Source organism: Pseudomonas putida (assembly GCF_005080685.1).
Taxonomy (GTDB): Bacteria; Pseudomonadota; Gammaproteobacteria; order Pseudomonadales; family Pseudomonadaceae; genus Aquipseudomonas; species Aquipseudomonas putida_V.
The window spans coordinates 3,793,399-3,817,430 of sequence record NZ_CP039371.1 but is presented as its reverse complement, the minus strand read 5'-3'; the positions used below and the strand labels follow the sequence as shown (position 1 = coordinate 3,817,430).

At 66.2% G+C, this 24,032-nt stretch carries 20 protein-coding genes and 1 pseudogene; 20 read left to right on the top strand and 1 reads right to left on the bottom strand.

Annotated elements, in window-relative coordinates; translation table 11 throughout:
* Positions 1 to 12 precede the first annotated feature (12 nt).
* The 10 genes and pseudogenes from E6B08_RS17295 (at position 13) to E6B08_RS30860 (ending at position 11,298) form a co-directional block, all read left to right on the top strand.
* A pseudogene (locus tag E6B08_RS17295) lies at positions 13 to 890 on the top strand (SDR family oxidoreductase).
* Positions 891 to 928: 38 nt separating this feature from the next.
* The gene (locus E6B08_RS17290) at positions 929 to 1,714 is read left to right on the top strand and encodes an SDR family oxidoreductase (RefSeq protein WP_136915169.1); all 786 of its coding nucleotides are present in this window, start codon (positions 929 to 931) and stop codon (positions 1,712 to 1,714) included.
* A gap of 10 nt (positions 1,715 to 1,724) precedes the next feature.
* Complete coding sequence (locus tag E6B08_RS17285; protein WP_136915168.1) at positions 1,725 to 2,195, top strand: MaoC family dehydratase; 471 nt, start codon at positions 1,725 to 1,727, stop codon at positions 2,193 to 2,195.
* Positions 2,196 to 2,201: 6 nt separating this feature from the next.
* Complete coding sequence (locus tag E6B08_RS17280; protein WP_192938548.1) at positions 2,202 to 3,410, top strand: acetyl-CoA C-acyltransferase; 1,209 nt, start codon at positions 2,202 to 2,204, stop codon at positions 3,408 to 3,410.
* 379 nt (positions 3,411 to 3,789) lie between these two features.
* Positions 3,790 to 4,785 carry a WD40/YVTN/BNR-like repeat-containing protein gene (locus E6B08_RS17275; protein ID WP_136915167.1) on the top strand — a complete coding sequence of 332 codons (996 nt, stop codon included), beginning with the start codon at positions 3,790 to 3,792 and terminating at the stop codon, positions 4,783 to 4,785.
* Complete coding sequence (locus E6B08_RS17270) at positions 4,782 to 7,148, top strand: efflux RND transporter permease subunit (RefSeq protein WP_136915166.1); 2,367 nt, start codon at positions 4,782 to 4,784, stop codon at positions 7,146 to 7,148. The genes E6B08_RS17275 and E6B08_RS17270 overlap by 4 nt, the downstream gene beginning before the upstream one ends.
* Positions 7,149 to 7,208: 60 nt before the next feature.
* Positions 7,209 to 8,411: a LuxR C-terminal-related transcriptional regulator gene (locus E6B08_RS17265; RefSeq protein WP_136915165.1), complete on the top strand. Its 1,203-nt coding sequence runs from the start codon at positions 7,209 to 7,211 to the stop codon at positions 8,409 to 8,411.
* Between the two features lie 76 nt (positions 8,412 to 8,487).
* The gene (locus tag E6B08_RS17260; RefSeq protein ID WP_136915164.1) at positions 8,488 to 9,888 is read left to right on the top strand and encodes a DUF1329 domain-containing protein; all 1,401 of its coding nucleotides are present in this window, start codon (positions 8,488 to 8,490) and stop codon (positions 9,886 to 9,888) included.
* 140 nt (positions 9,889 to 10,028) lie between these two features.
* Positions 10,029 to 11,069 (top strand): Rieske 2Fe-2S domain-containing protein, encoded by a 1,041-nt coding sequence (locus E6B08_RS17255; protein WP_136915163.1) that lies wholly within the window; start codon positions 10,029 to 10,031, stop codon positions 11,067 to 11,069.
* A gap of 55 nt (positions 11,070 to 11,124) precedes the next feature.
* A complete protein-coding gene (locus E6B08_RS30860; RefSeq protein WP_192938547.1) occupies positions 11,125 to 11,298 on the top strand; it encodes a hypothetical protein in 174 nt (57 codons plus the stop codon).
* Between the two features lie 91 nt (positions 11,299 to 11,389).
* Here E6B08_RS30860 and E6B08_RS17250 read toward each other — a convergent pair whose 3' ends face one another.
* Entirely contained in the window at positions 11,390 to 12,175 is a 786-nt protein-coding gene (locus E6B08_RS17250) for an enoyl-CoA hydratase (protein ID WP_136915162.1), read from the bottom strand.
* A gap of 138 nt (positions 12,176 to 12,313) precedes the next feature.
* Here E6B08_RS17250 and E6B08_RS17245 point away from each other — a divergent pair, with 138 nt between their 5' ends.
* From E6B08_RS17245 to E6B08_RS17200, 10 genes are all read left to right on the top strand, one after another.
* Positions 12,314 to 13,087 carry an SDR family oxidoreductase gene (locus tag E6B08_RS17245; protein ID WP_136915161.1) on the top strand — a complete coding sequence of 258 codons (774 nt, stop codon included), beginning with the start codon at positions 12,314 to 12,316 and terminating at the stop codon, positions 13,085 to 13,087.
* A gap of 57 nt (positions 13,088 to 13,144) precedes the next feature.
* Positions 13,145 to 14,122 (top strand): OB-fold domain-containing protein, encoded by a 978-nt coding sequence (locus E6B08_RS17240; protein ID WP_136915160.1) that lies wholly within the window; start codon positions 13,145 to 13,147, stop codon positions 14,120 to 14,122.
* A 2-nt stretch (positions 14,123 to 14,124) separates the two neighbouring features.
* On the top strand, positions 14,125 to 15,258 hold the full coding sequence (locus E6B08_RS17235) for an acyl-CoA dehydrogenase family protein (protein ID WP_136915159.1): 1,134 nt from the start codon (positions 14,125 to 14,127) through the stop codon (positions 15,256 to 15,258).
* Positions 15,230 to 15,649 (top strand): MaoC family dehydratase, encoded by a 420-nt coding sequence (locus E6B08_RS17230; RefSeq protein ID WP_136915158.1) that lies wholly within the window; start codon positions 15,230 to 15,232, stop codon positions 15,647 to 15,649. Before E6B08_RS17235 ends, E6B08_RS17230 begins: the two co-directional genes overlap by 29 nt.
* Before the next feature lie 14 nt (positions 15,650 to 15,663).
* Complete coding sequence (locus tag E6B08_RS17225; protein ID WP_136915157.1) at positions 15,664 to 16,842, top strand: lipid-transfer protein; 1,179 nt, start codon at positions 15,664 to 15,666, stop codon at positions 16,840 to 16,842.
* Between the two features lie 10 nt (positions 16,843 to 16,852).
* Entirely contained in the window at positions 16,853 to 18,022 is a 1,170-nt protein-coding gene (locus E6B08_RS17220) for an acyl-CoA dehydrogenase family protein (protein WP_136915156.1), read from the top strand.
* Positions 18,023 to 18,109: 87 nt separating this feature from the next.
* Positions 18,110 to 19,315 (top strand): acyl-CoA dehydrogenase family protein, encoded by a 1,206-nt coding sequence (locus E6B08_RS17215; RefSeq protein WP_136915155.1) that lies wholly within the window; start codon positions 18,110 to 18,112, stop codon positions 19,313 to 19,315.
* On the top strand, positions 19,312 to 20,466 hold the full coding sequence (locus E6B08_RS17210; RefSeq protein ID WP_136915154.1) for an acyl-CoA dehydrogenase family protein: 1,155 nt from the start codon (positions 19,312 to 19,314) through the stop codon (positions 20,464 to 20,466). Before E6B08_RS17215 ends, E6B08_RS17210 begins: the two co-directional genes overlap by 4 nt.
* Positions 20,467 to 20,489: 23 nt before the next feature.
* Complete coding sequence (locus tag E6B08_RS17205; protein ID WP_136915153.1) at positions 20,490 to 22,178, top strand: class I adenylate-forming enzyme family protein; 1,689 nt, start codon at positions 20,490 to 20,492, stop codon at positions 22,176 to 22,178.
* Positions 22,179 to 22,286: 108 nt separating this feature from the next.
* The gene (locus tag E6B08_RS17200) at positions 22,287 to 23,645 is read left to right on the top strand and encodes a DUF1329 domain-containing protein (RefSeq protein WP_136917428.1); all 1,359 of its coding nucleotides are present in this window, start codon (positions 22,287 to 22,289) and stop codon (positions 23,643 to 23,645) included.
* Positions 23,646 to 24,032: the final 387 nt, after the last annotated feature.

Genomic DNA, 24,032 nt, shown 5'->3' with positions numbered 1-24,032 from the left:
AAGGATTCGGACATGGCGATATGTGAAGGCCGCACGGTGATCATCACCGGTGCCGGCGGTGGATTGGGCCGCGCCTACGCGCTGGCGTTCGGCGCCGAGGGCGCCCGGGTGGTGGTCAACGACATTCGCGCCGAAGCGGCGCAGGCGGTGGCCAGCGAGGTGCGCGAGGGCGGTGGCCAAGCCATCGCCAACAGTGACGACATCACCAGCCTGGCCAGTGCCCAGCGCATCGTCGACGCTGCGCTCGAGGCGTTCGGTGAAGTGCATGTGCTGGTCAACAACGCCGGGGTATTGCGTGATCGCATGTTCATCAGCCTCGACGAAGACGACTGGGACCTGGTGATGCGTGTGCACCTCAAGGGCCATTACTGCCTGGCGAACATCCTCGGACGCCGTTGGCGCGACCTGGCCAAGGCCGGCACCGCGGTTGCCGGACGGATCATCAACACAAGCTCGGGGCCGGCCTGCAGGGCTCGATCGGCCAGTCCAACTATGCCGCCGCCAAGGGCGGGATCGCTGCGTTGACCCTGGTGCAGGCGGCCGAGCTTGCGCGTTACGGCGTCACAGCCAATGCCCTGGCACCGGCGGCGCGCACGGCGATGACCGAAAGCGCCATGCCGGAGGTGGTCAAGGCGCCCGAGGATGGCAGCTTCGATGCCTGGGCGCCGGAGAACGTCGCACCGCTGGTGGTGTGGCTGGGCAGCGTGGAGTCGGGCCAGGTGACGGGGCAGGTGTTCGAAAGCCAGGGTGGGCGGATCTCCCTGGCCGACGGCTGGCGCACCGGCACCACCGAGGACAAGGGCGGGCGTTGGCAGGTCGAGGAGATCGGCCCGGCAGTGGCGCGGATCCTTGCCCAGGCCCCAGCGCCGCAACGGGTCTGGGGCAGTTGACAGCCTCGGACCGGACCATTGATGCGAGGAAACCGCAGATGAGACAAGCTCCCCCCTATGTCCCCGGCCACCAGTTGCTGGCCGGTAAATCGGTGCTGATCACCGCCGCCGCCGGTGCCGGCATCGGCTATTCGGCGGCTCGGCGCAGCGCCGAGGAAGGCTGCCGTGCGCTGATGATTTCCGATGTGCACCCACGTCGCCTGGAGGAGGCGGTCGAGCGCCTGAAGGCGGAAACCGGCCTGCAGGCCATCTACGGCCAGCTGTGCGACGTCACCGTGGAGGCCGATGTACAGGCGCTGGTCGACCGCGCCGAAGGCCTGCTGGGCGGTGTCGATGTGCTGATCAACAACGCCGGGCTCGGTGGCCAGAAGGCAGTGGTCGAGATGAGCGACCAGGAATGGTCGCGGGTGCTGGACGTGACCCTGACCGGTACCTTCCGCATGACCCGGGCCATGTTGCCGCACATGCAGCGGCGTGGTGCCGGGGCCATCGTCAACAATGCCTCGGTGCTGGGCTGGCGGGCGCAGAAGGAGCAGGCCCACTATGCCGCGGCCAAGGCCGGGGTGATGGCGCTCACCCGCTGCAGCGCCCTGGAAGCGGCCGAGCATGGGGTGCGCATCAACGCGGTATCGCCGTCCATCGCGCTGCACGAGTTTCTCAAGAAGGCTTCCAGCGAAGCGTTGCTGGCCAGCCTGGCCAGCCGTGAGGCCTTCGGCCGCGCCGCCGAGGTCTGGGAAGTCGCCAACGTGATGATGTTCCTGGCCAGCGACTATGCGTCGTACATGGTTGGTGAAGTGTTGTCGATCAGTTCGCAGCAAGCTTGAGGAGCCCACCATGAGCCACGTCTTCACCACTGCCCAAGCCTTGCTGGCCGCCGAGGGCACCGACCTGGGCCACAGCGACTGGCTGACCATCAGCCAGCAGCGCATCGACCTGTTCGCCGAGGCCACGGGCGATCACCAATGGATTCACGTTGACCCCGAACGGGCCGCGCAGGGGCCGTTCGGCGCTTGTATCGCCCACGGCTACCTGACCCTGTCGCTGGTCAACCTGTTCCTGCCGCAACTGCTGACCCTCGAGAACCTGGCGATGGGCATCAACTACGGCAGCGACCGCGTGCGCTTCCCGGCGCCGGTGCGCGTGGGGGCGCGAGTACGCGGCCATGGCCAGATCCTGCGCGCCGAACCGGTGGCCGACAGCGTGCAACTGGTGGTGCGCGTCAGCGTCGAGATCGAGGGCGAAAGCCGTCCTGGCTGTGTGATCGACACCATCAGCCGTTACACCTTCAATCCTGTAGCCGAGTGAACCATCATGGACCTGAATGAAGCAGTCATCGTCGCCACCGCACGTACCGCGTTGGCCAAGTCGTTCCGTGGGTCGTTCAATGACACCGAGGCGCCGGTGCTCGGCGGGCACGTGGTGCGCGCCGTGGTCGAGCGCAGCGGCGTCGAAGCACATGCCATCGACGACGTGATCATGGGCGCCGCCGTGCAGCAGGGCACCCAGGCCTACAACATCGGCCGCCTCTGTGCCTATACCGCTGGGCTGGGGCACGGCGTGCCGGGCATGGCCGTCGATCGCATGTGTGCCTCCGGCCTGATCAGCATCGGCATGGCGGCCAAGGGCATCGTCACCGGGGAGTTGAGCATTGCCATTGGCGGCGGCGTGGAGTCGCTGTCGCTGACCCAGACCAAGCACAAGAACACCTATCGGGCGCAGTCCCAGGCTGCGCAGGCGATGATGCCGGATGCCTACATACCGATGCTGGAGACCGCCGAGATCGTCTCGCGCCGCTATGGCATCAGCCGCGCCGCGCAGGACGAGTATTCGTTGCAGAGCCAGCTGCGCACGGCGGCCGCCCAGCGTGATGGGTTGTTCGACGAAGAGCTGGTGCCGCTGGAGGTCGACAAGCTGCTGTTCGACCAGGACGGCCAGCCTGCCGGGCACCAACGGGTGCGGGTCGAGCGTGACGAATGCAATCGTCCCGGTACCCGGCTCGAAGACCTGGCGGCGCTGAAACCTGTGTGGAAGGACGGTAAATGGGTGAGTCAGGGCGAGTTCGTCACGGCCGGCAATGCCTCGCAGTTCTCTGACGGAGCTTCGGCGAGCCTGTTGATGAGCCGCGCCGAAGCGCGTCGGCGCGGGCTGACGCCACTGGGCATCTACCGCGGCATTGCCCTGGCTGGGTGTGCGCCGCAGGAAATGGGTATCGGGCCGGTGCTGGCGGTGCCCAAATTGCTCAAGCGGTTTGGCCTGGGTGTGGCAGACATCGGTTTGTGGGAGATCAACGAGGCGTTTGCCTGCCAGGTGCTGCATTGCCGGGATGCGCTGGAGATTCCGGCGCAGCGGTTGAACGTCAATGGCGGGGCGATTGCCATCGGCCACCCGTTTGGCATGTCGGGTGCACGGATGGTGGGGCATGCGTTGCTGGAAGGGCGCCGCCGTGGGGTGCGTTATGTGGTGGTGGCGATGTGCATCGGTGGCGGGATGGGTGCGGCGGGGTTGTTCGAGTTGCCGTGATGACCCATTCGCGGTGCCTGGCACCGGCCCAGCCGGTGTTCGCGGGCAAGCCCGCTCCCACAGGATCAGCGCCATGCCCAGGTCAGGCTGCGCACCTGTAGGAGCGGTTTTACCCGCAAATAGGCCCTCCCAGTCATAACCCGGCCCCAGCCACCACGCGGTACCTGTAGGAGCGGGTTTACCCGCGAATAGGCCCTCCCAGACATAACCCGGCCCCAGCCACCACGCCGTACCTGTGGGAGCGGGCTTGCCCGCGAAGCCGACACCGCCGTACTGCAGGCACCCGTCACCCGTGACAGCCCCCGCTAACCCATTTGGACGATGCCCCCAACCCAACCCAGCCAGATGATCCCGGCACAACTCCAAGAGGGTCACCCCAATGAAGCCTGCCTCGCGCCAGCTGACCGGGTACGTGATGAGCGCCATCGTCATCGCTGCCGTCGTCTTAGCCTTCGCTCCCCGCCAACCCCCGCCGCTTGCGGTCACCGAGGTCCTGGCCGATCGGGTCCAGGTCAACGCGCTGCTGAGCACCGGCGATCGGCTCATCGCCGTCGGCGAACGGGGTACCGTGCTTACCAGTCGTGACAGCGGTCGCAGCTGGCAGGCCAGCCAACCCGGTACCGGTCGCGATGCCACGCTGACCGGTGTGGTCGCCCTGAGCCCACAGGTACTGGTTGCGGTGGGCCACGACGGCTGGATCCTGCGCTCTGCCGATGGCGGCCAGACCTGGCAGGAAAAGCACCATGACGCCGACCTCGGCGAGCCACTGCTGGGTGTCTGGAGCGGTGACGGCCAGCACGTGGTGGCCTACGGCAGCTACGGCAAGTTCCTGGTCTCAAGCGACGCCGGTGAACACTGGGCGGCCCGCGATATGCCCGGCGATGGAGCCCACTTCAACGGCCTCGACGGTGGCGCCGACGGCCGCCAGTTGCTGGTAGGCGAGCAGGGCCTGGTGCTGCGATCCAGCGATGGCGGCCAGCATTGGCAGCTGATGCCGGCGTTCTACAACGGCTCGCTGTTCGGTGTGGTGCGCCTGTCTGCCTCTTCCTGGCTGGCCTACGGCATGCGTGGCCATGTGTTTCGCAGCCACGACTTCGGCGACAGTTGGCAGCGCGTCGAGGTCGGCAGCAGCCAGCCGATCTACGGCCACGCCCGTTTGCCGGGGCAGGGCGGGCTGGTGCTGGTGGGCGGTGCCAGCAGGTTGATCCGCCTGGACGCCGAAGGCAACCTGCTGGGCATCGACCAGCGCAGTGGCCTGGGGACCTTGACCTCGGCGGTGGGGCTCAATGGCCGCCACCTGCTGGTGGCCGGTGAGCGCGGCGTATTCCAGGGCGCGCAGCCTGCCGTTGCGCTCGGTCAGGAGGCGCGTCCATGAGCGCCCGCTTCACCGAACACGGGGTACGCGCTTGCGCGGACCTGCTGCTGCGCCATCGCCGGGTGTGGCTCGGGCTGTTCCTGTTGGTCACCCTCGCGCTCGCCTACAGCGCCACCCAGGTCCGCCTCGACCCGGGGTTCAACAAGCAGATCCCGGTTCGCCACGACTACATGCGCAACTTCCTCGACTTCAGCCAGGTGTTCACCGGGGCCAATCGCCTGCTGGTGAGCGTACGCTGGAAAGGCGAGGGCGACCTCTACAACCCCGAATTCCTCAAGGTGTTGCAACAGGTCACCGACGATGTGTTCTTCATCCCCGGTGTCAGCCGGCCAAGCGTGACCTCGCTGTTCACCCCCAACGTGCGCTATGTGGAGGTCACCGAGGACGGCTTCGTCGGCGATCTGGTGGTACCGCCGCAGTACGCCGGGACCCCCGAGGACCTGCAGAAGGTGCGCAGTAATGCCGCTCGCGCCGGACAGATCGGCCGCCTGCTGGCCAATGACCAACGCGCGGCGCTGGTGCGCGCCGATCTGCAGGACAGCGACCCACGCACCGGCCAGCCAGTGTCGTACGTGGAGGTCGGCAAGCGCCTGGAAGACATCCGCGCCCGCTACGCCAGCGCCGACATAGAGATCAATGTGGTGGGCTTCGCCAAGCTGGTGGGCGATGTCGTGGAGGGGCTGAACACGGTGTTGCTGTTCTTCGTCGTCGCCTTCCTGATTACCGCCGCGTTGCTCTGGGCCTACTCGCGCTCGTTGCGCCTGACCCTGGTGGCATTGCTGGTGGCGGTGCTACCGGTGGTGTGGTTGCTGGGGCTGCTGCCGCTGCTGGGCCTGGGTATCGACCCGATGTCGGTACTGGTCCCGTTCCTGATTTTCTCCATCGGCGTGTCCCACGCGGTGCAGATGACCAACGCCTGGAAGCAGGACCTGCAGGCCGGTGCGACAGCCCGGGAGGCGGCCCATTCGGCGTTCTGCAAGATCTTCGTCCCGGGCTCGCTGGCCTTGCTGATGAATGCCTTGGGCTTTGCCGTGATCATGCTGATCGACATCCCGATCGTCCACGAACTTGGCGTGACCGCCTGCCTCGGGGTATTGCTGATGATCGTCACCAACAAGATGCTGTTGCCGCTGGTGCTGTCGTACCTCAAGGTCCGGCAGGCCCCAGCAGCGCAACGTGAGGCTCGCCAGCACCCGCTATGGTGGCGCCTTTCGGCCCTGGCGCTGCCCGGGCCAGCGCTGCTGGTGTTCGCCGTCAGCCTGGTGCTGTTGGGGGCGGGCGTGCTCAAGGCGCGCCAGCTGGCGGTAGGCGATATCGGCACTGGGGCCCCGGAGTTGCGCGCCGACTCGCGCTACAACCTCGACAACCAGCGAATCGTCGGCAGCTACGCCATCGGCCTCGACGTGCTGGCGGTGTTCGTGCAGACCCCCGGCAGCGACGAAGCCTGCCTGGACCCGGCGGTGATGCGCGCCGTCGAGGCGTTCGACTTTCAGATGCGCAACGTGAGCGGCGTGCAGTCGGTGCAGAGCGTGGCCGGCATGGGCAAGGAAATGATCGCCGGCAACAACGAAGGCAACCCGCGTTGGTCGGCCATCCCAGGATCCTCACGAGGCCTGCAGCAAGGCTCGATGGCCTACACGCCGGATGCCGGGCTGGTCACCGAGGGCTGCCGACGCATGCAGGTGCTGGTGTTCCTCAACGATCACGAAGGGACGACCGTGGCCCATGTGCTCAGCGAAGCCCGGCGCATCATTGCCAGCGTCCAGGTGCCGCAGGCGAGCTTCCACCTCGCCGGTGGCAATGTCGGGGTGATGGCGGCGTCCAACGAAGCCGTGAAGCACGCCGAGGCCTGGATGCTGGCGGCGCTGTTCTGTTCGGTGGGGCTGTTCTGCCTGCTGACCTTCCGCTCGCTGCGCGCAGTGCTGTGCATCGTGGTACCGCTGGGTATCGTGGCGATCCTGTGCAATGCACTGATGGCGCTGCTGGGCATCGGCCTGAAGGTTGCGACCTTGCCGGTGATGGCGCTCGGGGTCGGCGTGGGCGTGGACTACGGAATCTACCTCTATGAGCGTATCCAGCATGAGATGGCTGCCGGCCAGGACCTGCGCAACGCCTTCTACCGCGCCATGTGCCAGCGCGGTACTGCAGCGGTGTTCACTGCCCTGACCATGTCGATCGGGGTGGGTACCTGGGCCTTCGCCCCGCTCAAGCTGCAAGCCGACATGGGCATCCTGCTGGCGTTCATGTTCCTGGTGAACGTGTTCGGCGCGATCTTCCTGTTGCCGGCACTCGCCGCCTGGTTCGATCGCGACCGGCCCTTGGTGGCCCACATGCCTGCGTCCATTCCCCAAGCGGGCCATTGAAGGGATATCCCCTCGACCATCATGCGGGCGCGAAGAACGCACCCGCTCTGGAGCCTGTCCATGCAAACCACGCTGTCCAACGCCCAGGTGCTGGCCCGGTTGGGCATCGAACTTGGCGAATACGAGCGCCTGATCGGCAACATGTACGACGCGGCGCTGGACACCCACCGCCTGAACGAGGCACTGCAACAACTGCGCGAGCTGTTCGCCGCTCGTTACGTCACCTTGATCCTGCGCGTACTCGACGAACCTTTCCTGTCGCCGATGATGGTCGCCGGTGATGTCGAGCCGGGCGAAGGCGGTGTCAACCATTTCGCCTACTGCGAAAAAGCCTCGCTGTTCGATCGGCTGGCGAATGACACGGTGTTCACCATCGACCAGTTGATGAGCGATGCCGACTGGGCATGTTCGTCGTTCTACCTGTTGTACTGCGCCCCCTATGGCTGCTTCCACATGCTCGGCGTCGACATCAGCATGCCCGACGGTGGGACCTTGCGCTTGCGCATCAACAGGCCACGCGAGCAGGCACGGTTCGGCGAGCTCGAGCGGGCTCTGTGCGCCATGCTCATACCGCACCTGCGCCGCGCCTTGCACATGCATGCGCTGCTCGACCGCAGCGCCTCGTTGGGCACGCTTTATTCGCAGACGATCAATCGCCTGGCGGTGGCGACCATCGTGCTGGACGAAACCGGCAGCGTGCTGCAGTGCAACCCGGTAGCCCGTGAAATGCTCGCCAGCAACGATGGCCTGAAGCTGGTGGGCGGGCGCCTGGAGGCGACCTATCCGAGCGACAACCGCGAACTCTGGCGGCTGGTACGCAATGCCTTCCAGCGCAGTCGCCAAGGAAATCTGCCAGAGCAAGGCGCCGAGGCGATGTCGGTGTCGCGGCCTTCGGGGCAGGTGAACCTGGGCGTGGTAGTGGAACGGGTGCCTTCCCAGGAGCTGGTCGAGGGCAAGGGCAAGCCGACGGTGGTGGTCTACGTGCGCGATGCGGTGGGCAAGTCGCTGGTCAGCAATGCGCTGACCGCGCAGCTGTACAACCTCACTCCGGCCGAGACCGGGCTGGCCTTGGAACTGGCCAACGGTCTGTCGCTGGAAGAGGCCTCCGAACGCCTCAACATCCGCCGCAATACTGCCCGCGCGCACTTGCGTTCGATCTTCTCCAAGACCGGGGTGAGGCGCCAGACCGAACTGGTGCGGATCATGCTCAACAGCGTGGTCGCGCTCGGCGAGCCCAGCACCCTGCCGGTGCAGGTGCGTTAGTCCGAGCGGACGATGCTCGGGGCGCGAGGGCGTACCGATACTGGGCCACCGCTATCGGTAACCAAGGAGAACAATAATGACCGACAGTATTGCGGCCCGTCGCGGCCTGCCCGGCAACTGCCGCAGCGTTGCCCTGGGTCTGTTGCTGGTGGCTGCCGCGCCAGGCCTGGCGCTGGCTGCCCCGGAGGATGTGGAGCGCCTGGGCAAGGACCTCACCTGCATGGGCGCCGACCCCAGTGGCAACGCCGATGGCAGCATTCCGGCGTTTGCCGGCAAGTGGCTGGGCGCACCGCCCCATGTCGCGTTCAAGGGCACTGGCCAGCATCCTGTCGATCCGTACCCTGACGAAACGCCTCTGTTCGTGATCACCGCCGACAATCTGGGGCAGTACGCCGACGCCTTGTCGGACGGGCAGAAGGCGCTGTTCAAGCTCTACCCGGCAACCTTCAAGATGCCGGTCTACCCCAGCCACCGGGATTTTCGCTTCGACGACGCGGTCTGCCAGGCGACTCGCGAGAACGCCGGGGTCGCCAAGCTGGTGGACGATGGCGAAGGGGTGGTCGGCAAGACCGGCGGCACACCCTTCCCGGTACCGCGCAGCGGCCTCGAACTGTTGAAAAACGCCTCCACCTTCACCCTGCGTGCCTGGACCGAGGAGTACACCTCCGACAACGCCTATGTGCTCAAGGACGGCAACATCAACTGGGGCCGCGTGCACTCGCGCAACCTGGCGCCGGCCCTGGAACCGGGCAAGGTGGGCGACACGGTCGGCAACTCATCGTTCTACCTCAACGAAACCCTGCTACCGCAGCGCGACAAGGGCGAGATCAACACTGGCACCGAATTCTGGAACGACAAGACCGAACCGCGTCAGGCCTGGCGCTACGACCCAGGCACGCGGCGGGTGCGGCAATCGCCAGGGTACGGTTTCGACATGTCGTTTCCGGGCAGTGGCGGTTCGATCACCGTTGACGAGGTACGCCTGTTCAACGGCTCGGGCCAGCGCTACGACTGGAAGATCGTCGGCAAACGGGAGATGTTCATCCCCTACAACGCCTACCGCGTACACGCTCCGGAGCTGAAGTACGCCGACCTGCTCACGCCCGGGCACCTCAACCCGCAAGCCATGCGCTACGAGCGCCATCGGGTATGGGAGCTCGAGGGTACGCTCAAGCCTGGGTATCGCCACCTGTATGGCAAACGCAAGCTGTACATCGATGAGGACACCTGGTTCCCGATGCTGGCCGACAACTACGACAACCGCGGCGAGCTGTGGCGCACCTCGATGGTCAACTACTTCTACGCCTACGAGTCGCAACGACCGCAAGCCGGTGTCGGCCTGTACCACGACCTCAATGCCGGCAGCTACCTGGCCTTCAACCTGATCAACCAGCAGCGCAGCGGCTACCTGCTCAACCGCACCGGCTTCAGTCCGCGCGATTTCGGCCCGGAGGCGGCGCGACGTTTCGGCCAATGAGGCCCGCTCGGGTCTGGCCTAGTCCGATTGAGGGATGAGGGCCAGCCATGGCTGCTCAAAGATAGCCGCCAGGTATTCCCCCCTGAGTCTGCAGGGGTATTGCCGGTGACTGGCGTATCCAATACAGGAACAACAAGAACATGACCAAACTCGCCGAACTTTCCATCGAAAGCGCCCAGCGCACCCACCGCTACGCCAGGGGCTGGCATTGCCTGGGCGTGGCCGACGACTATCGGGATGGCAAGCTGCATACCCTCAACGTCTTCGGCACTCGCCTGGTGGCGTTCGCCAACAGTGCGGGCGCCATCAGCATTCTCGACGCGTTCTGCCCGCACATGGGCGCCGACCTGTCCCAGGGCAGCATCGAGAACGACACCGTGGTGTGTCCATTCCACCACTGGAAGTACGACACCAGCGGCAAGTGCGTGGAGATCCCCTACTGCAAACGCATACCGCCCAAGGCCAAGACCCGCAGTTGGCTGACGTGCGAGGAAAACAACCTGTTGTTCGTCTGGAACAACCCGGAAGGGCGCCCACCGAAGGAGGGCGTGGTCATCCCGCACCTGCCTGAAATGGACGACCCGGAGTGGATCCATGACTGGAACATAGACACCATGCTGATCGAGACCAACCCGCGCGAGCTGGTCGACAACCTGGTCGACGCCCAGCACTTCGGCCCGGTCCATGGTACGCCGACCAAGTACTTCGCCAACGTGTTCGAGGGGCACATCGGTCGGCAGATCTTCCAGGGCGACTCCGAGCGCCTGGGCGGCGACCTGATCGCGCCTTCGGCGTATTACGGGCCGGCGACCCACTTCACCGAGCTGAGCTCGATGTTTGGCGAGGCGAGGGTGCATGCGATCCTGCTCAACAGCCATGTGCCGGTCACGCCGGACAGCTTCGTGCTGCGTTTTGGCTGCATGGTCAAGCGGGTACCGGGGCTGACCGATGAGCAGAACCGCGAGATCGCCAAGGCCTACGTCAAGGGCAACCGCGACTCGTTCTACCAGGACGTCGACATCTGGAAGCACAAGGTGCGTATCGACAAGCCGGTACTGGCCGAGAACGACGGCCCGGTGTACCAGTTGCGTGAGTGGTACCAGCAGTTCTTCACCGACGAGGACCAGGTGCCGGCGAGCATGGCCGAGCGGCGTGAGATCGTCACGGTGGATGAACGCTGAGTTCGGTTGTGCCCCGCGAGCCTTGCTGGCGGGGCCATGGGTCGAGAGGTTGACCATGAAGATACAGAGCTTGCTGGCGTATTGCGTGCCGCTTTCGGTGGTATTGATCATCGGCCTCACGCTGCTGGCTTCGGCGCCGCCGGAGTCCGCCGCGGCCAAGGCATGCCGGCAGATACCGGGGTGCATGAGTATTCTGCCGAGCTTCCAGGGGTTGGCCGGGGTGCGGTGAGGCGCAAGGTCCTATCGCCGGCAAGCCGGCTCCTACAGGCACACCGCTTTCCTGTAGAAGCCGGCTTGCCGGCGATAGGGCCAGTGGCGGCTCACCACCCCTCGAACCGCGCCGGGCGTTTCTCGATGAACGCCTGCATCCCTTCCTTCTGATCGCGCGAGGCAAACAGCAACGCATTGGCCTTGCGCTCCAACGCCAGGGCCGCGTCCAACGGCGCATCCATCCCCGCGAGAATCACTTCCTTGATCTGCTCGGCCGCCAGCGCCGGCATGGCCGCGATCACTCGCGCCAGCTCCAGCGCGTGTGCCTGCACCTGGTCATCGTCGACCAGGTCGCTGACCAGCCCAGCCACCCAGGCTTCCTCGGCACTGATCGGTTGCCCGGTCAAGGCCATGCGCATGGCCTTGACCTTGCCTACGGCGCGCACCAGGCGCTGGGTGCCGCCGATGCCGGGCATGATGCCGATGCGGATTTCCGGCTGGCAGAAACGCGCACCGCGCCCGGCCACGATCAGGTCGGCGAGCATCGCCAGCTCGCAGCCGCCGCCGTAGGCATAGCCGCACACGGCGGCGATCACAGGCTTGGGACAATGCTGGATCGGCGCCCAGACCCGCTCGGTGTGCCGTTGGTAGATATCGATCGGGCCGACCCCGGCCATGCTGCCGATGTCGCCACCGGCGGCGAATACCTTGTCGCCACCTGTGAGCAGGATGCAGCGCACTTCAGGGTCGTTCGCCAGTTCCGTGAAGTGCCGCGAGAGCAGGGCTTGCAGCTCCAGGCTGAGGGCATTGGTGGCGTGTGGGCGGTTCAGTCGCAGCAACGCCACGCCCGCGAGCGGGCGTTCGAGCAGGACCGGTAGAGCTGCGCTGTCTGGCATGGTTTTCCTCACGTGCAAGGGGGCGCGATGGCCGCCAGTGTTGCCCCGTGCCCTGGCCCATTCATCGTCCGTTCAGACGAAGTACGGCTCGCGGCGAGCCTCTAGAGTCGGTTTGCACAGCAGACCGAGGAACATCCAATGGGGCTTGATTTCAGTGGCAAGGTGGTGCTCGTCACCGGTGGCAGCAAGGGCATCGGCGCCGGCATCGCCGAAGGGTTTCTGGCAGCCGGAGCGCAAGTGATCGTCTGCGCCCGCAGCCAGCCCGAGCAGTTGCCCAGCGCCAACGGGCGCTGCGCGGTATTCATCGCCGCCGACGTGCGCGATGGCGATTCGCTGCAGGCGCTGTTCGACACCCTCGAGCGAGATTTTGGCCGCCTCGACGTGTTGGTCAACAACGCCGGTGGCAGCCCATTGGCCGTCGCGGCCACGGCCTCGCCACGCTTTCACGAGAGCATCCTGCGGCTGAACCTGATCGCGCCGCTCAACGCCGCCCAGCATGCCAACCGGCTGATGCAGGGCCAGGCCGAGGGCGGTTGCATCGTCTTCATCGGCAGCATCAGCGCCTTGCGCGCGTCGCCCGGCACCGCTGCCTACGGTGCGGCCAAGGCCGGGGTCCTGGCGCTGGTGCAGTCGCTGGCGGTGGAGTGGGCGCCGAAGGTGCGCGTGGTCGCGGTCAGCCCAGGCCTGGTGCTGACCGACCAGGCGCACCTGCACTACGGCAGCGAACACGGCATCGCCGCCGTCAGTGCGGGTATTCCGGCTGGGCGCATGGCCGATGCCAGCGACATCGCCAACGCCTGCCTGTACATCGCCTCGCCCCTGGCCAGCTATGCCAGCGGTTGCAACCTGCTGCTGCACGGCGGTGGCGAGCGCCCGGCGTTTCTCGGCGCGGCCCAGACCCTACCGACTTGATCGACCACCTGGCGGTGGCCGTATCGGCTTGCCGCCTTCACGTTGCAGGAGACGACTTTGGCTGATCCACAATTGCTATCCAGCGTGCGCGCCCTCGTGGGCCGCGAATATGGCCGGGTGTATGCCTGGGATGCGGTGAATGCGCCGATGATCCGCCAGTGGTGCGAGATCATGGGCATCGACAACCCGCTCTACAGCGACGCCGACTTTGCCCAAGGCAGTCCGTACCAGGCGATCGTCGCGCCGCCGGCCATGCTCCAGGTGTGGACCATGGAAGGGCTGCATGCCAACAACTACCCGCCGGGCTCCACCGACCAGAATCCATACGAAGTGCTCAAGCTGATCGAGGAATACGGCTACGCCTCGGTGGTGGCGGTGAACTCCGAGCTGAGCTTCACCCGCCCGGTGCATGTGGGCGAGCGGCTGTACTACACCACTCGCCTGGATGCGGTGGGCGACGAGAAGACCACCGCCCTTGGCACCGGTTTTTTCGTCACCCTGGTGATGAGCCATTTCGTGGAAAAACCCGAGGGCGATGAGGCGGTGGGCGAGCTGCTGTTCCGCGTGTTCAAGTTCCGCCCGGCCAACCCGCAACCGGTGGCCAAGGCCGAGCCAGTGCAGGCCAAGGCCAAGCGCCCGCTGCCAGGTGTCAGTGACGACACCCGGTTCTTCTGGGAAGGCTGCGCCGAAGGCCGCTTGCTGATCCAGCGTTGTAGCGCTTGCGCCACCTTGCGCCATCCACCGGCCCCGGTGTGCATGCATTGCCACAGCTTCGAGTGGGACAGCGTCGAGGCAAGCGGTCGCGCCAACCTGTATTCGTTCGTGGTCATGCACTACCCCGAAGTGCCGCCGTTCGACCACCCCAACCCCATCGGCCTGATCGAGCTGGAGGAGGGCGTGCGCCTGATCGCCGGGCTGATCGGTGTGCAGCGCGAGCAACTGCAGATCGGCCAGCGCCTGCAGGTCGAGTTCCACACCTTCGACGAGCAGCAGACCCTGCCGTTGTTCCGGCCCGTGGCCGAACAGGAGCGATAGCCATGGACTTTCAGTTGAGCGAAGACCAGCGCGCCTTCGAGCAGATGGCCGACAGCCTGTTCAGCGACCACTGCCAGGACGATTACCTGCGCCAATGGGATGCCAGCGGCGAGCCGCTGATGGCGCCGCTCTGGGCACTGTGCAAGGAAACCGGCCTGCATGCCCTGGCGATTCCGGAGCAGTACGACGGCAGTGGCCTGGGCATGACCGAGCTGATGCTGGTGCTGCAGGCCCAAGGGCGCAGCCTCGGCCAGGTGCCGCTGTGGCGCCACCAACTGGCCGCCGCGACCCTCGCTAACTTCGGCCAGGGCGACAGCGCGCAACTGGCCGCCCAGGCGGCCTCCGGCGAGCTGTTGCTGAGCCTGTCGCTGGAGGGCCTGCAAGCTGCCCATGGCATCGCTTTGCGCGCCAGTGCCTGTGCCGGAGGTTGGCAGGTAGCGGGCCGGGTAGCGGCACTGGCGTTGGGCGGCCAGGCCCAGGCGGCGCTGCTGCCGGTGCTTGCCGATGGCCAGCCAAGGCTGTTGCTGCTGGACCTGGACGATCCGGCCGTGCGTCGTGTGCCGGGCGTGCTGACCCACGGCGAAGCGATCGCCGATGTCCAGGTCGAGGGCCTGCGAGTGGCCTGCGACCGTGTGTTGCCCGCCGCCGCGTTGACTTGGCTCGAACCACGGGTGATCGCCGCGCTGGCCGCGTTGCAACTGGGCGTCAGTGCCGAGCACATTCGCCGCACCGTGGACTATGTCGGCGAGCGCCAGCAGTTCGAGCGGCGCATCGGCAGTTTCCAGGCCGTGCAGATGAGCATGGCCGACGCGCATATCGCCCTCGAGGCCCTGCGCAGTGCCTTGTGGCAACTGTGCTATCGCCTGGACGCCGGCCTGCCGGCGCCGTCCGAGGCCCAGGCCACGGCCTGGCTGGCCTGCGAGGCCGGGCACCGCATCGGCCATGTCGCCCAGCACGTGCACGGCGGCATTGGCGTCGACCTGACCTACCCGATTCACCGCTTTCTCTATTGGAGCCGCGCCCTGGGCATTGCCTTGGGCGGTTCGGCGGCATGCCTGGAACGGCTCGGCGACTGGCTGAGCGACAACGACAAGCTGGGATGGAAATATGACCTCGAAGAACACCAAGCGCTTTGACGATGTGCGCCCCGGCGAAACCTTGCCGCCCCTGCAGGTACCGATCACCGTGGCGCTGATCGCCGGCGGCGCCATCGCCACGCGTGACTACTTTCCCGGCCACCACGACCTGGATGCCGCTCGTGAACTGGGTTCGCCCCATGTGTTCATGAACATCCTCACCACCAATGGCCTGGTGCAGCGCTTCGTCGAGGGATGGGCGGGGCCGTTGGCGCGCTTCACCGCGCTGAAGATCAAGCTGGGCGTGCCCAATTATCCGGGCGACTGCATGACCTTCAGCGGCAGCGTGACCGGCCAGGACCCCGAGACCCGCACGGTGGAAGTGACCCTGAGCGGCAAGAATTCCATGGGCAACCACGTGACCGGCACGGTCGCGCTGGTGCTGCCATGACCAGCGGAGGCAGCATGAACGACCTTTCGATTTCCGGGCGCGCCGCGATTGTCGGGCTGGGCGCCACCGAGTTTTCCAAGAACTCCGGGCGTACCGAACTGCGCCTGGCCCTCGAAGCTACCCTGCAGGCGCTGCGCGACGCCGGCATCGACCCGTCCGAGGTGGAGGGTTTCAGCTCCTACTCGGTGGACAAGGTCCCGGAATACGAGATCGCTCGCCTGCTGGGCTGCAAGGACGTCAAGTTCTTCTCCCAGGTGCCCCATGGCGGCGGCGCGGCCTGCGCACCGATCATGCACGCGGCGATGGCCGTGGCCACCGGGGTGGCCAAGGTGGTGGTGGTGTACCGGGCGATGAACGAGCGTTCCTGGTACCGCTTCGGCAGCGGCAGCTACGGTTTCGCCGCCACGCCGATCTTCGACAACGTCAACTACGGCTGGTACATGCCCCACGGCTTCCATACCCCGGCGGCCTGGGTCGGCATGTTCGCCCAACGCTATATGCACACCTATGGCGCCACCTCGGAGGACTTCGGCCGGGTGGCCGTGGCCGCACGGGATTTTGCCGCCAGCAACCCCAAGGCGTTCTTCCACGGCAAGCCGATCACCCTGGAGGAGCACCAGGCCTCGCGCTGGATCTGCGAGCCGCTGCACCTGCTCGATTGCTGCCAGGAGTCCGATGGCGCGGTGGCGCTGGTCATCACCTCGGCCGAGCGTGCCCGCGACCTGCGGCAAAAACCGGTGACCATCAAGGCCGGCTCCCAGGGCATCACCCACGGTCAGCAGAGCATGACCTCGTTCTACCGCGACGACATCACCGGCCTGCCGGAGATGGGCGTGGTCGCCAAGGAGCTGTATCGCCAGTCCGGGCTCGGCCCCGAGGCGTTGCAGACGGCGGTGATCTACGACCACTTCACCCCGTTCGTGCTGCCGCAACTGGAAGAGTTCGGTTTTGCCCGGCGTGGCGAGGCCAAGGAGTTCATTCGCGCCGGCCACCACGCCCGTGGCGGCAAGCTGCCGATCAACACCCATGGCGGCCAGCTCGGCGAGGCGTACATCCACGGCATGAACGGCGTCGCCGAAGCGGTGCGCCAGGTGCGGGGCACGGCGGTCAACCAGGTGGCGGACGTGGAGAACGTGCTGGTCACCGCCGGTACCGGCGTGCCCACCAGCGGCCTGATTCTTGGCGCAGCCTGAGGAGCACTTCATGTTCGTCGATCTCACCCCCGAGCAACATGCGCTGCGCCGCCAGGTGCGCGATTACTTCCAGGCACTGATGACACCCGAGCTGCGCGCACGTCTGCGCGGTCAGGAGGGCGGCGAGCTGTACCGCCAGACCGTGCGCCAGATGGGCCGCGATGGCTGGCTCGCGGTGGGCTGGCCCAAGGCCCACGGCGGTCAGGGCTACGCCGCCACCGAGCAACTGATCTTCTTCGAGGAGGCCAACATCGCGGGTGCGCCACTGCCGTTCGTGACCATCAGTACGGTCGGCCCGGCGCTCATGGAGCATGGCAGCGCGGCGCAGAAAGCGCGTTTTCTACCCGGCATCGCCGCCGGCGAAATCATGTTCGCCATCGGCTACTCCGAACCCGATGCCGGCAGCGACCTGGCCGTGCTCAGGACCAGCGCGCGCCTGGATGGCGAGCACTTCGTGGTCAACGGCAACAAACTGTGGACCTCGGGCGCCGAGTCGGCGGACTTCATCTGGCTGGCTGCGCGTACCGATCCGAGCCAGGCGAGGCACAAGGGTGTGTCGATCCTGATTCTCGACACCCGTCTGCCAGGGTTCTCCAGCACGGTGATCCCGACCACCAGTAACCCGACCGCCGCCACCTACTACGACAATGTGCAGGTGCCAAGGGACATGCTGGTCGGCGAGCTGCACGGCGGCTGGAAGCTGATCACCTCGCAGCTCAACCACGAACGCCTGGGCCTGGGCTCCTGGTCGGACAAGGTCGTCGGGCTGTTCCGCCGCGTCTACCTCTGGGCCAAGGCCCGCGACGAGCAGGGCCAGCGGGCGATGGACAAGCCCTGGGTGCGCAGTTCGTTGGCCGAGTGCTATGCACGCCTGGAGGCCATGCGCCTGATCAACCTGCGCATCGCCGCCAACCTCGAGCGCGAGCAGATGGACGTGGCCTTGAGTTCGTCCACCAAGGTCTATGGCTCCGAGTCGGCCATCGAAATCCTGCGAAGGCTGTCGGCCATCGTCGGCGCCAACGGCGTGGTCCGCGGCGGCTCTGCGGCCGCTGCACTGCACGGCGATCTGGAGTACGAACTGCGTGCCTCGGTCACCGTGACCTTCGGCGGCGGCACCAACGAAATCCAGCGCGAGCTGATCGCCCAGTTCGGCCTGGGCATGCCGCGTACCCAGCGCTGAGCCGGCAGCGTTCGATTCAGCCACAACAACCACAACGAAAGGCCCCGCCCGCGGCACTGACCGGGGCCGGGCCGAGGGTTGCATCCGATGAGCACGATAGAGCAATTCCGGCACGACACCCGTGCCTGGCTGGAAGCCAACTGCCCGCAGTCGATGCGCACCGCCATGGGCGAGGGCGATGTGGTCTGGGGCGCCAGCCAACCGCAGTTTCCCAGCGACGACGCGCGCCTGTGGTTCGAGCGCATGCGCGACCAACGCTGGTTCTGCCCAGACTGGCCCGAGGCCTACGGTGGCGCCGGCCTGGATGCCGAGCAGGTGGCGGTGCTGGAAAGTGAAATGCGCCGCCTCAAATGCCGGCCACCGCAGATCAACCTGGGTATCTGGATGCTCGGCCCGGTGCTGCTGGCCTACGGCAGCGAAGAGCAGAAACGCAGCCTGCTGCCGCCCATGGCACGGGGCGAGGTGCGCTGGTGCCAGGGTTTTTCCGAACCCAATGCAGGTTCCGACCTTGCCAGCCTGAAGATGGCCGCGCGCGATGCCGGCGACCACTTCGTGGTCGATGGCAGCAAGATCTGGACCTCCTACGGCGACAAGTCCGATTGGATGTATGCGCTGGTGCGCACCGACACCCAGGCACCCAAGCACGAGGGCATCAGCCTGATCGTGCTGGACATGCGCAGCCCCGGGGTCAAGGCGGTGCCGATCGACCTGATCAGCGGCAAGTCGGCGTTCTGCCAGGTGTTCTTCGATGCCGTGAAGGTGCCCAAGCGCCAGTTGATCGGCCCGCTCAACGGCGGCTGGAACCTCGGCAAGTACCTGCTGCAGCACGAGCGCAAGGCCATGTCGAAGTTCGGCGAGTTCAGCCTGCCTTCGCATTTCGACCTGCTGGCACTGCTGCGCGAATATCTGCCGCGCCCCAGCAGCCAGGCGGAGCTGGCCTTGCAGGCGCGAGCCGTGGCCTGCGCCATGGACGAGCATGCCTATGGCCTGACCGTGCAGCGCATGGCCGAGCAAGGTCGCAGCGGCGACGACATCAGCGGGCTGATGGCGATCATGAAACTGCTGCACACCGAGCAGGAGCGCGACAAGTTCGAGGTACTGCTCGACGCCATGGGTGGCCATGCCCTCGGCTGGCAGGCTGCGGGCTTCAGCGAGCGCGAGCTGGCAGTGACCCGCGCCTGGCTCAACAGCTATGCCCTGACCATTTCCGGTGGCGCTTCGGAAGTGCAGCTCAACGTCATCGCCAAGCGCGTGCTTGGCTTGCCCGACGGCAAGAAAGGAGTGTCGGCATGAACCTGCGTTACAACGACGAACAACGCCTGCTCGCCGACAGTGCGCGCGACTTTCTCGCTGCCCGCAGCCCCGTCGCGGCGCAGCGGCGCCTGCGCGACCAGGGTGTGGCGCAAGGCTTCGACAGCCAGCTGTGGCGCGAGGCGGTGGAGTTGGGTTGGAGCGCGATTCCGTTCGCCTCGGACCTGGGCGGGCTGGATTTTGGCTGCATGGGCCTGGGGCCGATCTTCGAGGCCAAGGGCCAGCATTTGTCGGCCTCGCCGCTGTTGTCCAGCGTGGTCCTGGCCGGTTCGCTGCTGGCCTTGAGCGGTTCGGCGCAGCAGCAGGAACAATGGCTGCGGCCTGTGATCCGTGGTGATAGGCGTGTTGCCCTGGCATTGGAGGAGGGCGGGCGGCATCGCCCCCACGACGTGGCCTTGGCGGCCGTTGTCGACGGTGACGGTTATCGCCTGAATGGAGAGAAGTTCTGGGTCATCGATGGCATCGATGCCGATGCCTACGTGGTAGCGGCGCGTACTTCCGGGCGACCGGGCGAAGTGCAGGGCATCAGCCTGTTCCTGATTCCTGCCGACACCCCCGGCGTGCACTGCAGCGCGCTGGCGATGATCGATTCGCGCAACAGCGGACGCTTGCGCCTGGATCAGGTGCGACTTGGGCCGCAGGCGTTGCTGGGGCCGGCAGGGGAGGCATGGGCGGCGTTGGATGCAGCGCTCGACCGGGGCCGGGCCTGCCTGGCGGCGGAGCTGCTGGGCGCTGCGCAACAGCTGTTCGAAACCACCGTGGAATACCTCAAGACCCGCGTCCAGTTCGACGTGCCGATCGGCTCGTTCCAGGCCCTGCAGCACCGCGCCGCGAAACTCTACACCGACCTGGCCTTGGCGCGCAGCGCGGTAATGGCTGGGCTGGCGGCACTCGATGACCCGCAGTTGCAGGCGGCCCAACGGGGGCGGCTGGTCAGCCTGGCCAAGTGGAAGGCAGGCGATACCGCGCTGAAAGTCGCCAACGAAGCGGTACAGATGCACGGCGGCATCGGTGTGACCGACGAGCTGGATGTCGGCCTGTATCTCAAGCGGGTCCGAGTCGCCCAGGCCTGCCTGGGTGATCGCGACTTCCATTGCGAACGTTACGCGGCCCTCGACGAAGCCTGCGCCTGAGCGCAGCGGCTGGAGAACCACTGATGAGCATTGAACGTTGGCAACAGGCCTGGGCGCAGTTGATCGGCCCTGGCTCGCCTTTCGAAGTGATCAACCCCGACGATGGCGGCCCGCGTTACTTCCGCCACGCCCCGCGCAATTTGTTGCAGGTGTTCGACGCCGCACGGGTGCATGGCGACAAGGAATTCGTCGTCTGGCAAGCGCAGCGCCTGAGCTATGCCGGCTATTTCGAGGCTGTCGATCGACTCGCCGGTCAATTGGCCGGGCCGCTGGGCCTGCGTCCTGGCGAGCGGGTGGCGATCGCCATGCGCAACCAGCCGGCGTGGCTGGTGGCCTTTGCCGCCATCCAGCGTTGCGGCGCTGTCTGCGTGCCACTCAATAGTTGGGGGCTGCGCGACGAACTGCTGCATGGGCTGGAGGACAGCGGTGCGCGGCTGCTGATCGGCGACGATGCGCGGCTGAGCCTGCTTCAGGACGACCTGGTGGCAGCCGGGCGCACCTTCATCGTGGTCGGGCGCGACACCGACGCGGATCTGCCGGCGCGGTGCCTGCGCTACGAGGACCTGCTGGCGGCAGATCCGTTGCCGATGCCGGCCCTGGACATCGAGCCCGAGGCGCCCGCGCTGATCCTCTACACCTCCGGAACCACCAACCGCGCCAAGGGCGTGTTGTCCAGCCACCGGGCGATCTGCCAGGCGCTCACCGCGCTGGAGTTCCAGGGTGCGTTCTGCGCGCTGACATCACCCGAGCGGGTGGCCGGCATGCTCGGCAGCGGCTTCGCCTCGACCAGCCTGATGGCCGTGCCGCTGTTCCATGTCAGTGGCCTGCATGCCCAGTTTCTCTCGGCGCTGCGCGGTGGCCGACGCTTGTTGCTGATGTACAAGTGGGACGCCGAGCAGGCGCTGGACCTGATCCGCGACGAGCGCTGCACCCAGTTCAACGGCGCGCCGGTGATGATGCAGCAACTGCTGGCTTCGCCGCGCTATGACGGCGCCGACACCGCCAGCCTGTACGGCCTGGGCCTGGGGGGCGGGGCGTCTTCGGCGGGATTGCTGGACGAGATGCTCGGGCGCAAGCCCCAGGTGATCGCCGGCAGCGGGTACGGTCTGACCGAAAGCAACGGCATTGGCGCGGCCATTGGCGGCGATCTGTTCGCCTACCGCCCGGCTGCGGCGGGGTGGCCCTTGCCGATCGTCGAGGTGCGTATCGGCGACACCCCGTCGCAGCCACTGCCTGCTGGCCATGAAGGGCTGATCTGGCTGCGCTCGCCGACCTTGATGGAGGGCTACTGGAACCTGGCCGAGGCCAGCCGCCAGAGCTTGCGCGACGGCTGGCTCGACACCGGCGACCTCGGTTACCTCGACGCCGAGGGTTTCCTGTGCATCAGCGGGCGGGTCAAGGACCTGATCAACCGCGGCGGCGAGAAGATCTCCGCTGTCGAGATCGAGACCTGCGTCAGCGACATGCCCGGTGTGCTGGAGGCGGCAGCGTTCGCCCTCGACGACCCGTTGCTCGGTGAAGTGGTGGCGCTGGCGATCCATGGTGCGCCGGCCAGCCTGCCGGCGGACGAGCAGGTGCGCAGCTTCATCGCCGAGCGCCTGGCGGCCTACAAGGTGCCGGCGCAGGTCTATCGCGTCGACCAGCCGCTCCCGCGCAATGCCACCGGCAAGGTGCTCAAGGCCGAGCTCAAGGCGCGTGTTTGCCGTGCGTGATGTTTAGTCCCTCCGGACGATGCCGTGCCGGCCGGAAGCGCAACAATGAAGCCATACCAGAAGCCTTATCAGCGAAGGAGGCAGTACATGAAAACAACAACAGGTGTGATGCTCGCAGCCGCTCTGAGTCTCAACACGGGCCTGGTCACCGTCGCCCAGGCGGCCGTGTCGCCAGAGGAAGCCGCCCGCCTGGGCAAGGACCTGACCTGCGTCGGTGCCGAGCAGGCGGGCAACGCCGAGGGCACCATTCCCCCCTACACCGGCAAGTACCTGGGCGAGGTGCCGGGCTGGAAGCACGTCAAGTTCTCCGGTGATCAACCGGTGGACCCGTATGCCGACGAAAAGCCGATCCTGACCATCACCGCGCAGAACATGGACCAGTACGCCGCGCACTTGACCGATGGGCAGAAGGCGCTGCTGAAGAAGTATCCGAGCAGCTACAAGATGAACATCTATCCAGGCCATCGCGATTTCCGCTATCCCGACTACGTGTGTCAGCGGGTCAAGGAGAACGCCGTTGACGCCAAGCTGGTGAACGACGGCATGGGCATCGAGGGCCTGGGCCAGGTGCCGTTCCCGATTCCGAAGAACGGCATGGAGGTGCTGTGGAACCATCAACTGCCTGCACGCGCCTACACCGAGGAGAAGATCTCCGACCTGGCGTCGGTGCTGCCCAATGGCAGCATCGGCTGGGGCCGCGCCCATGCGCGCAACTTGTCCCAGGCCAACTCGCCGACGGTGGAGCCCAAGACCTCCGACATGATCCAGGCGATGAGCTACAACACCACGCTCAAGCCGGCCCGTGACAACGGCGTGATCAGCATTGCCCACGAGCCCTACAACTTCGTCACTTCGTCGCGTCAGGCCTGGTCCTATAGCCCGTCGACCCGTCGTGTGCGGCAGATGCCCGGGTATGGCTACGACCAGCCGATGATCGGCACCAACGGCACCATGACCGTGGACGAGGATCGCCTGTTCAACGGTTCCCCCGAACGCTACACCTGGAAGCTGCTGGGCAAGCGCGAGATCTACAGCCCGGCCAATACCTTCAAGGCCAATGCCGGCACGGTCAAGTACGCCGAGCTGCTGACCCCCAACCACCCCAATCCGCAGTACATGCGCTATGAGCTGCGCAGGGTCTGGGTGGTCGAGGCGGACCTCAAGGAAGGCTACCGTCATGTCTACGGCAAACGCGTGCTGTTCATCGACGAGGACACCTGGAACGCGGTGATGGCCGACAACTACGATGCCCGTGGGCAGCTGTGGAAGCATGCGATGGTCAACTACTACTACCATCCGGACATGAGTGGCTGGCAGGCGGGATCGCAGTTCTTCATGGACCTGAACTCGGGGCAGTACACCGGTTACGGCATGACCAACGAGGCCAAGAAGGGGCCGATCCTCAACGAAAGCAAGTTCACCCCGGACATGTACACCGCCGATGCAGCGAGGGCGATCGGGCGGTGATGGGTTGACCCTACAGGAGTGAACCAAGGCCTGGCAGGGGTGACCCTGCCAGGCCTTTTGCGTTTGGTGGGTTGCGAAGCGTGCGCTTGAGGTATGGGGTGGCGCACACATCGAGCGCCGCCCGCGCGGCGCTTCGCGGGGCAAGCCCGCTCCCACATCTGTTTCGGGCCAATTATGTCTGATAGGCCATGGTTGTCAGCCTGGTGGGCCCGGCGCAATATTTGTGTTGGCGCAGGGCACCCCGATATCCCGTGGTGCCACCAAAGGCGGACAACCATAGCCTGACAGACAGTGGCACGTTGCAACAAATGTGGGAGCGGGCTTGCCCCGCGAAGCGCCGCGCGGGCGGCGCTCGATAGATGCGGCACCACACCTCTTCAGCGAACA

Excerpts from the sequence above, each read along its gene's own strand:
- E6B08_RS17290 (WP_136915169.1), top strand. The coding sequence starts at position 929 with ATGAGACAAGCTCCCCCCTATGTCCCCGGCCACCAGTTGCTGGCCGGT.
- E6B08_RS17285 (WP_136915168.1), top strand. The coding sequence starts at position 1,725 with ATGAGCCACGTCTTCACCACTGCCCAAGCCTTGCTGGCCGCCGAGGGC.
- E6B08_RS17280 (WP_192938548.1), top strand. The coding sequence starts at position 2,202 with ATGGACCTGAATGAAGCAGTCATCGTCGCCACCGCACGTACCGCGTTG.
- E6B08_RS17275 (WP_136915167.1), top strand. The coding sequence starts at position 3,790 with ATGAAGCCTGCCTCGCGCCAGCTGACCGGGTACGTGATGAGCGCCATC.
- E6B08_RS17270 (WP_136915166.1), top strand. The coding sequence starts at position 4,782 with ATGAGCGCCCGCTTCACCGAACACGGGGTACGCGCTTGCGCGGACCTG.
- E6B08_RS17265 (WP_136915165.1), top strand. The coding sequence starts at position 7,209 with ATGCAAACCACGCTGTCCAACGCCCAGGTGCTGGCCCGGTTGGGCATC.
- E6B08_RS17260 (WP_136915164.1), top strand. The coding sequence starts at position 8,488 with ATGACCGACAGTATTGCGGCCCGTCGCGGCCTGCCCGGCAACTGCCGC.
- E6B08_RS17255 (WP_136915163.1), top strand. The coding sequence starts at position 10,029 with ATGACCAAACTCGCCGAACTTTCCATCGAAAGCGCCCAGCGCACCCAC.
- E6B08_RS30860 (WP_192938547.1), top strand. The coding sequence starts at position 11,125 with ATGAAGATACAGAGCTTGCTGGCGTATTGCGTGCCGCTTTCGGTGGTA.
- E6B08_RS17250 (WP_136915162.1), bottom strand. The coding sequence starts at position 12,175 with ATGCCAGACAGCGCAGCTCTACCGGTCCTGCTCGAACGCCCGCTCGCG.
- E6B08_RS17245 (WP_136915161.1), top strand. The coding sequence starts at position 12,314 with ATGGGGCTTGATTTCAGTGGCAAGGTGGTGCTCGTCACCGGTGGCAGC.
- E6B08_RS17235 (WP_136915159.1), top strand. The coding sequence starts at position 14,125 with ATGGACTTTCAGTTGAGCGAAGACCAGCGCGCCTTCGAGCAGATGGCC.
- E6B08_RS17230 (WP_136915158.1), top strand. The coding sequence starts at position 15,230 with ATGACCTCGAAGAACACCAAGCGCTTTGACGATGTGCGCCCCGGCGAA.
- E6B08_RS17225 (WP_136915157.1), top strand. The coding sequence starts at position 15,664 with ATGAACGACCTTTCGATTTCCGGGCGCGCCGCGATTGTCGGGCTGGGC.
- E6B08_RS17220 (WP_136915156.1), top strand. The coding sequence starts at position 16,853 with ATGTTCGTCGATCTCACCCCCGAGCAACATGCGCTGCGCCGCCAGGTG.
- E6B08_RS17215 (WP_136915155.1), top strand. The coding sequence starts at position 18,110 with ATGAGCACGATAGAGCAATTCCGGCACGACACCCGTGCCTGGCTGGAA.
- E6B08_RS17210 (WP_136915154.1), top strand. The coding sequence starts at position 19,312 with ATGAACCTGCGTTACAACGACGAACAACGCCTGCTCGCCGACAGTGCG.
- E6B08_RS17205 (WP_136915153.1), top strand. The coding sequence starts at position 20,490 with ATGAGCATTGAACGTTGGCAACAGGCCTGGGCGCAGTTGATCGGCCCT.
- E6B08_RS17200 (WP_136917428.1), top strand. The coding sequence starts at position 22,287 with ATGCTCGCAGCCGCTCTGAGTCTCAACACGGGCCTGGTCACCGTCGCC.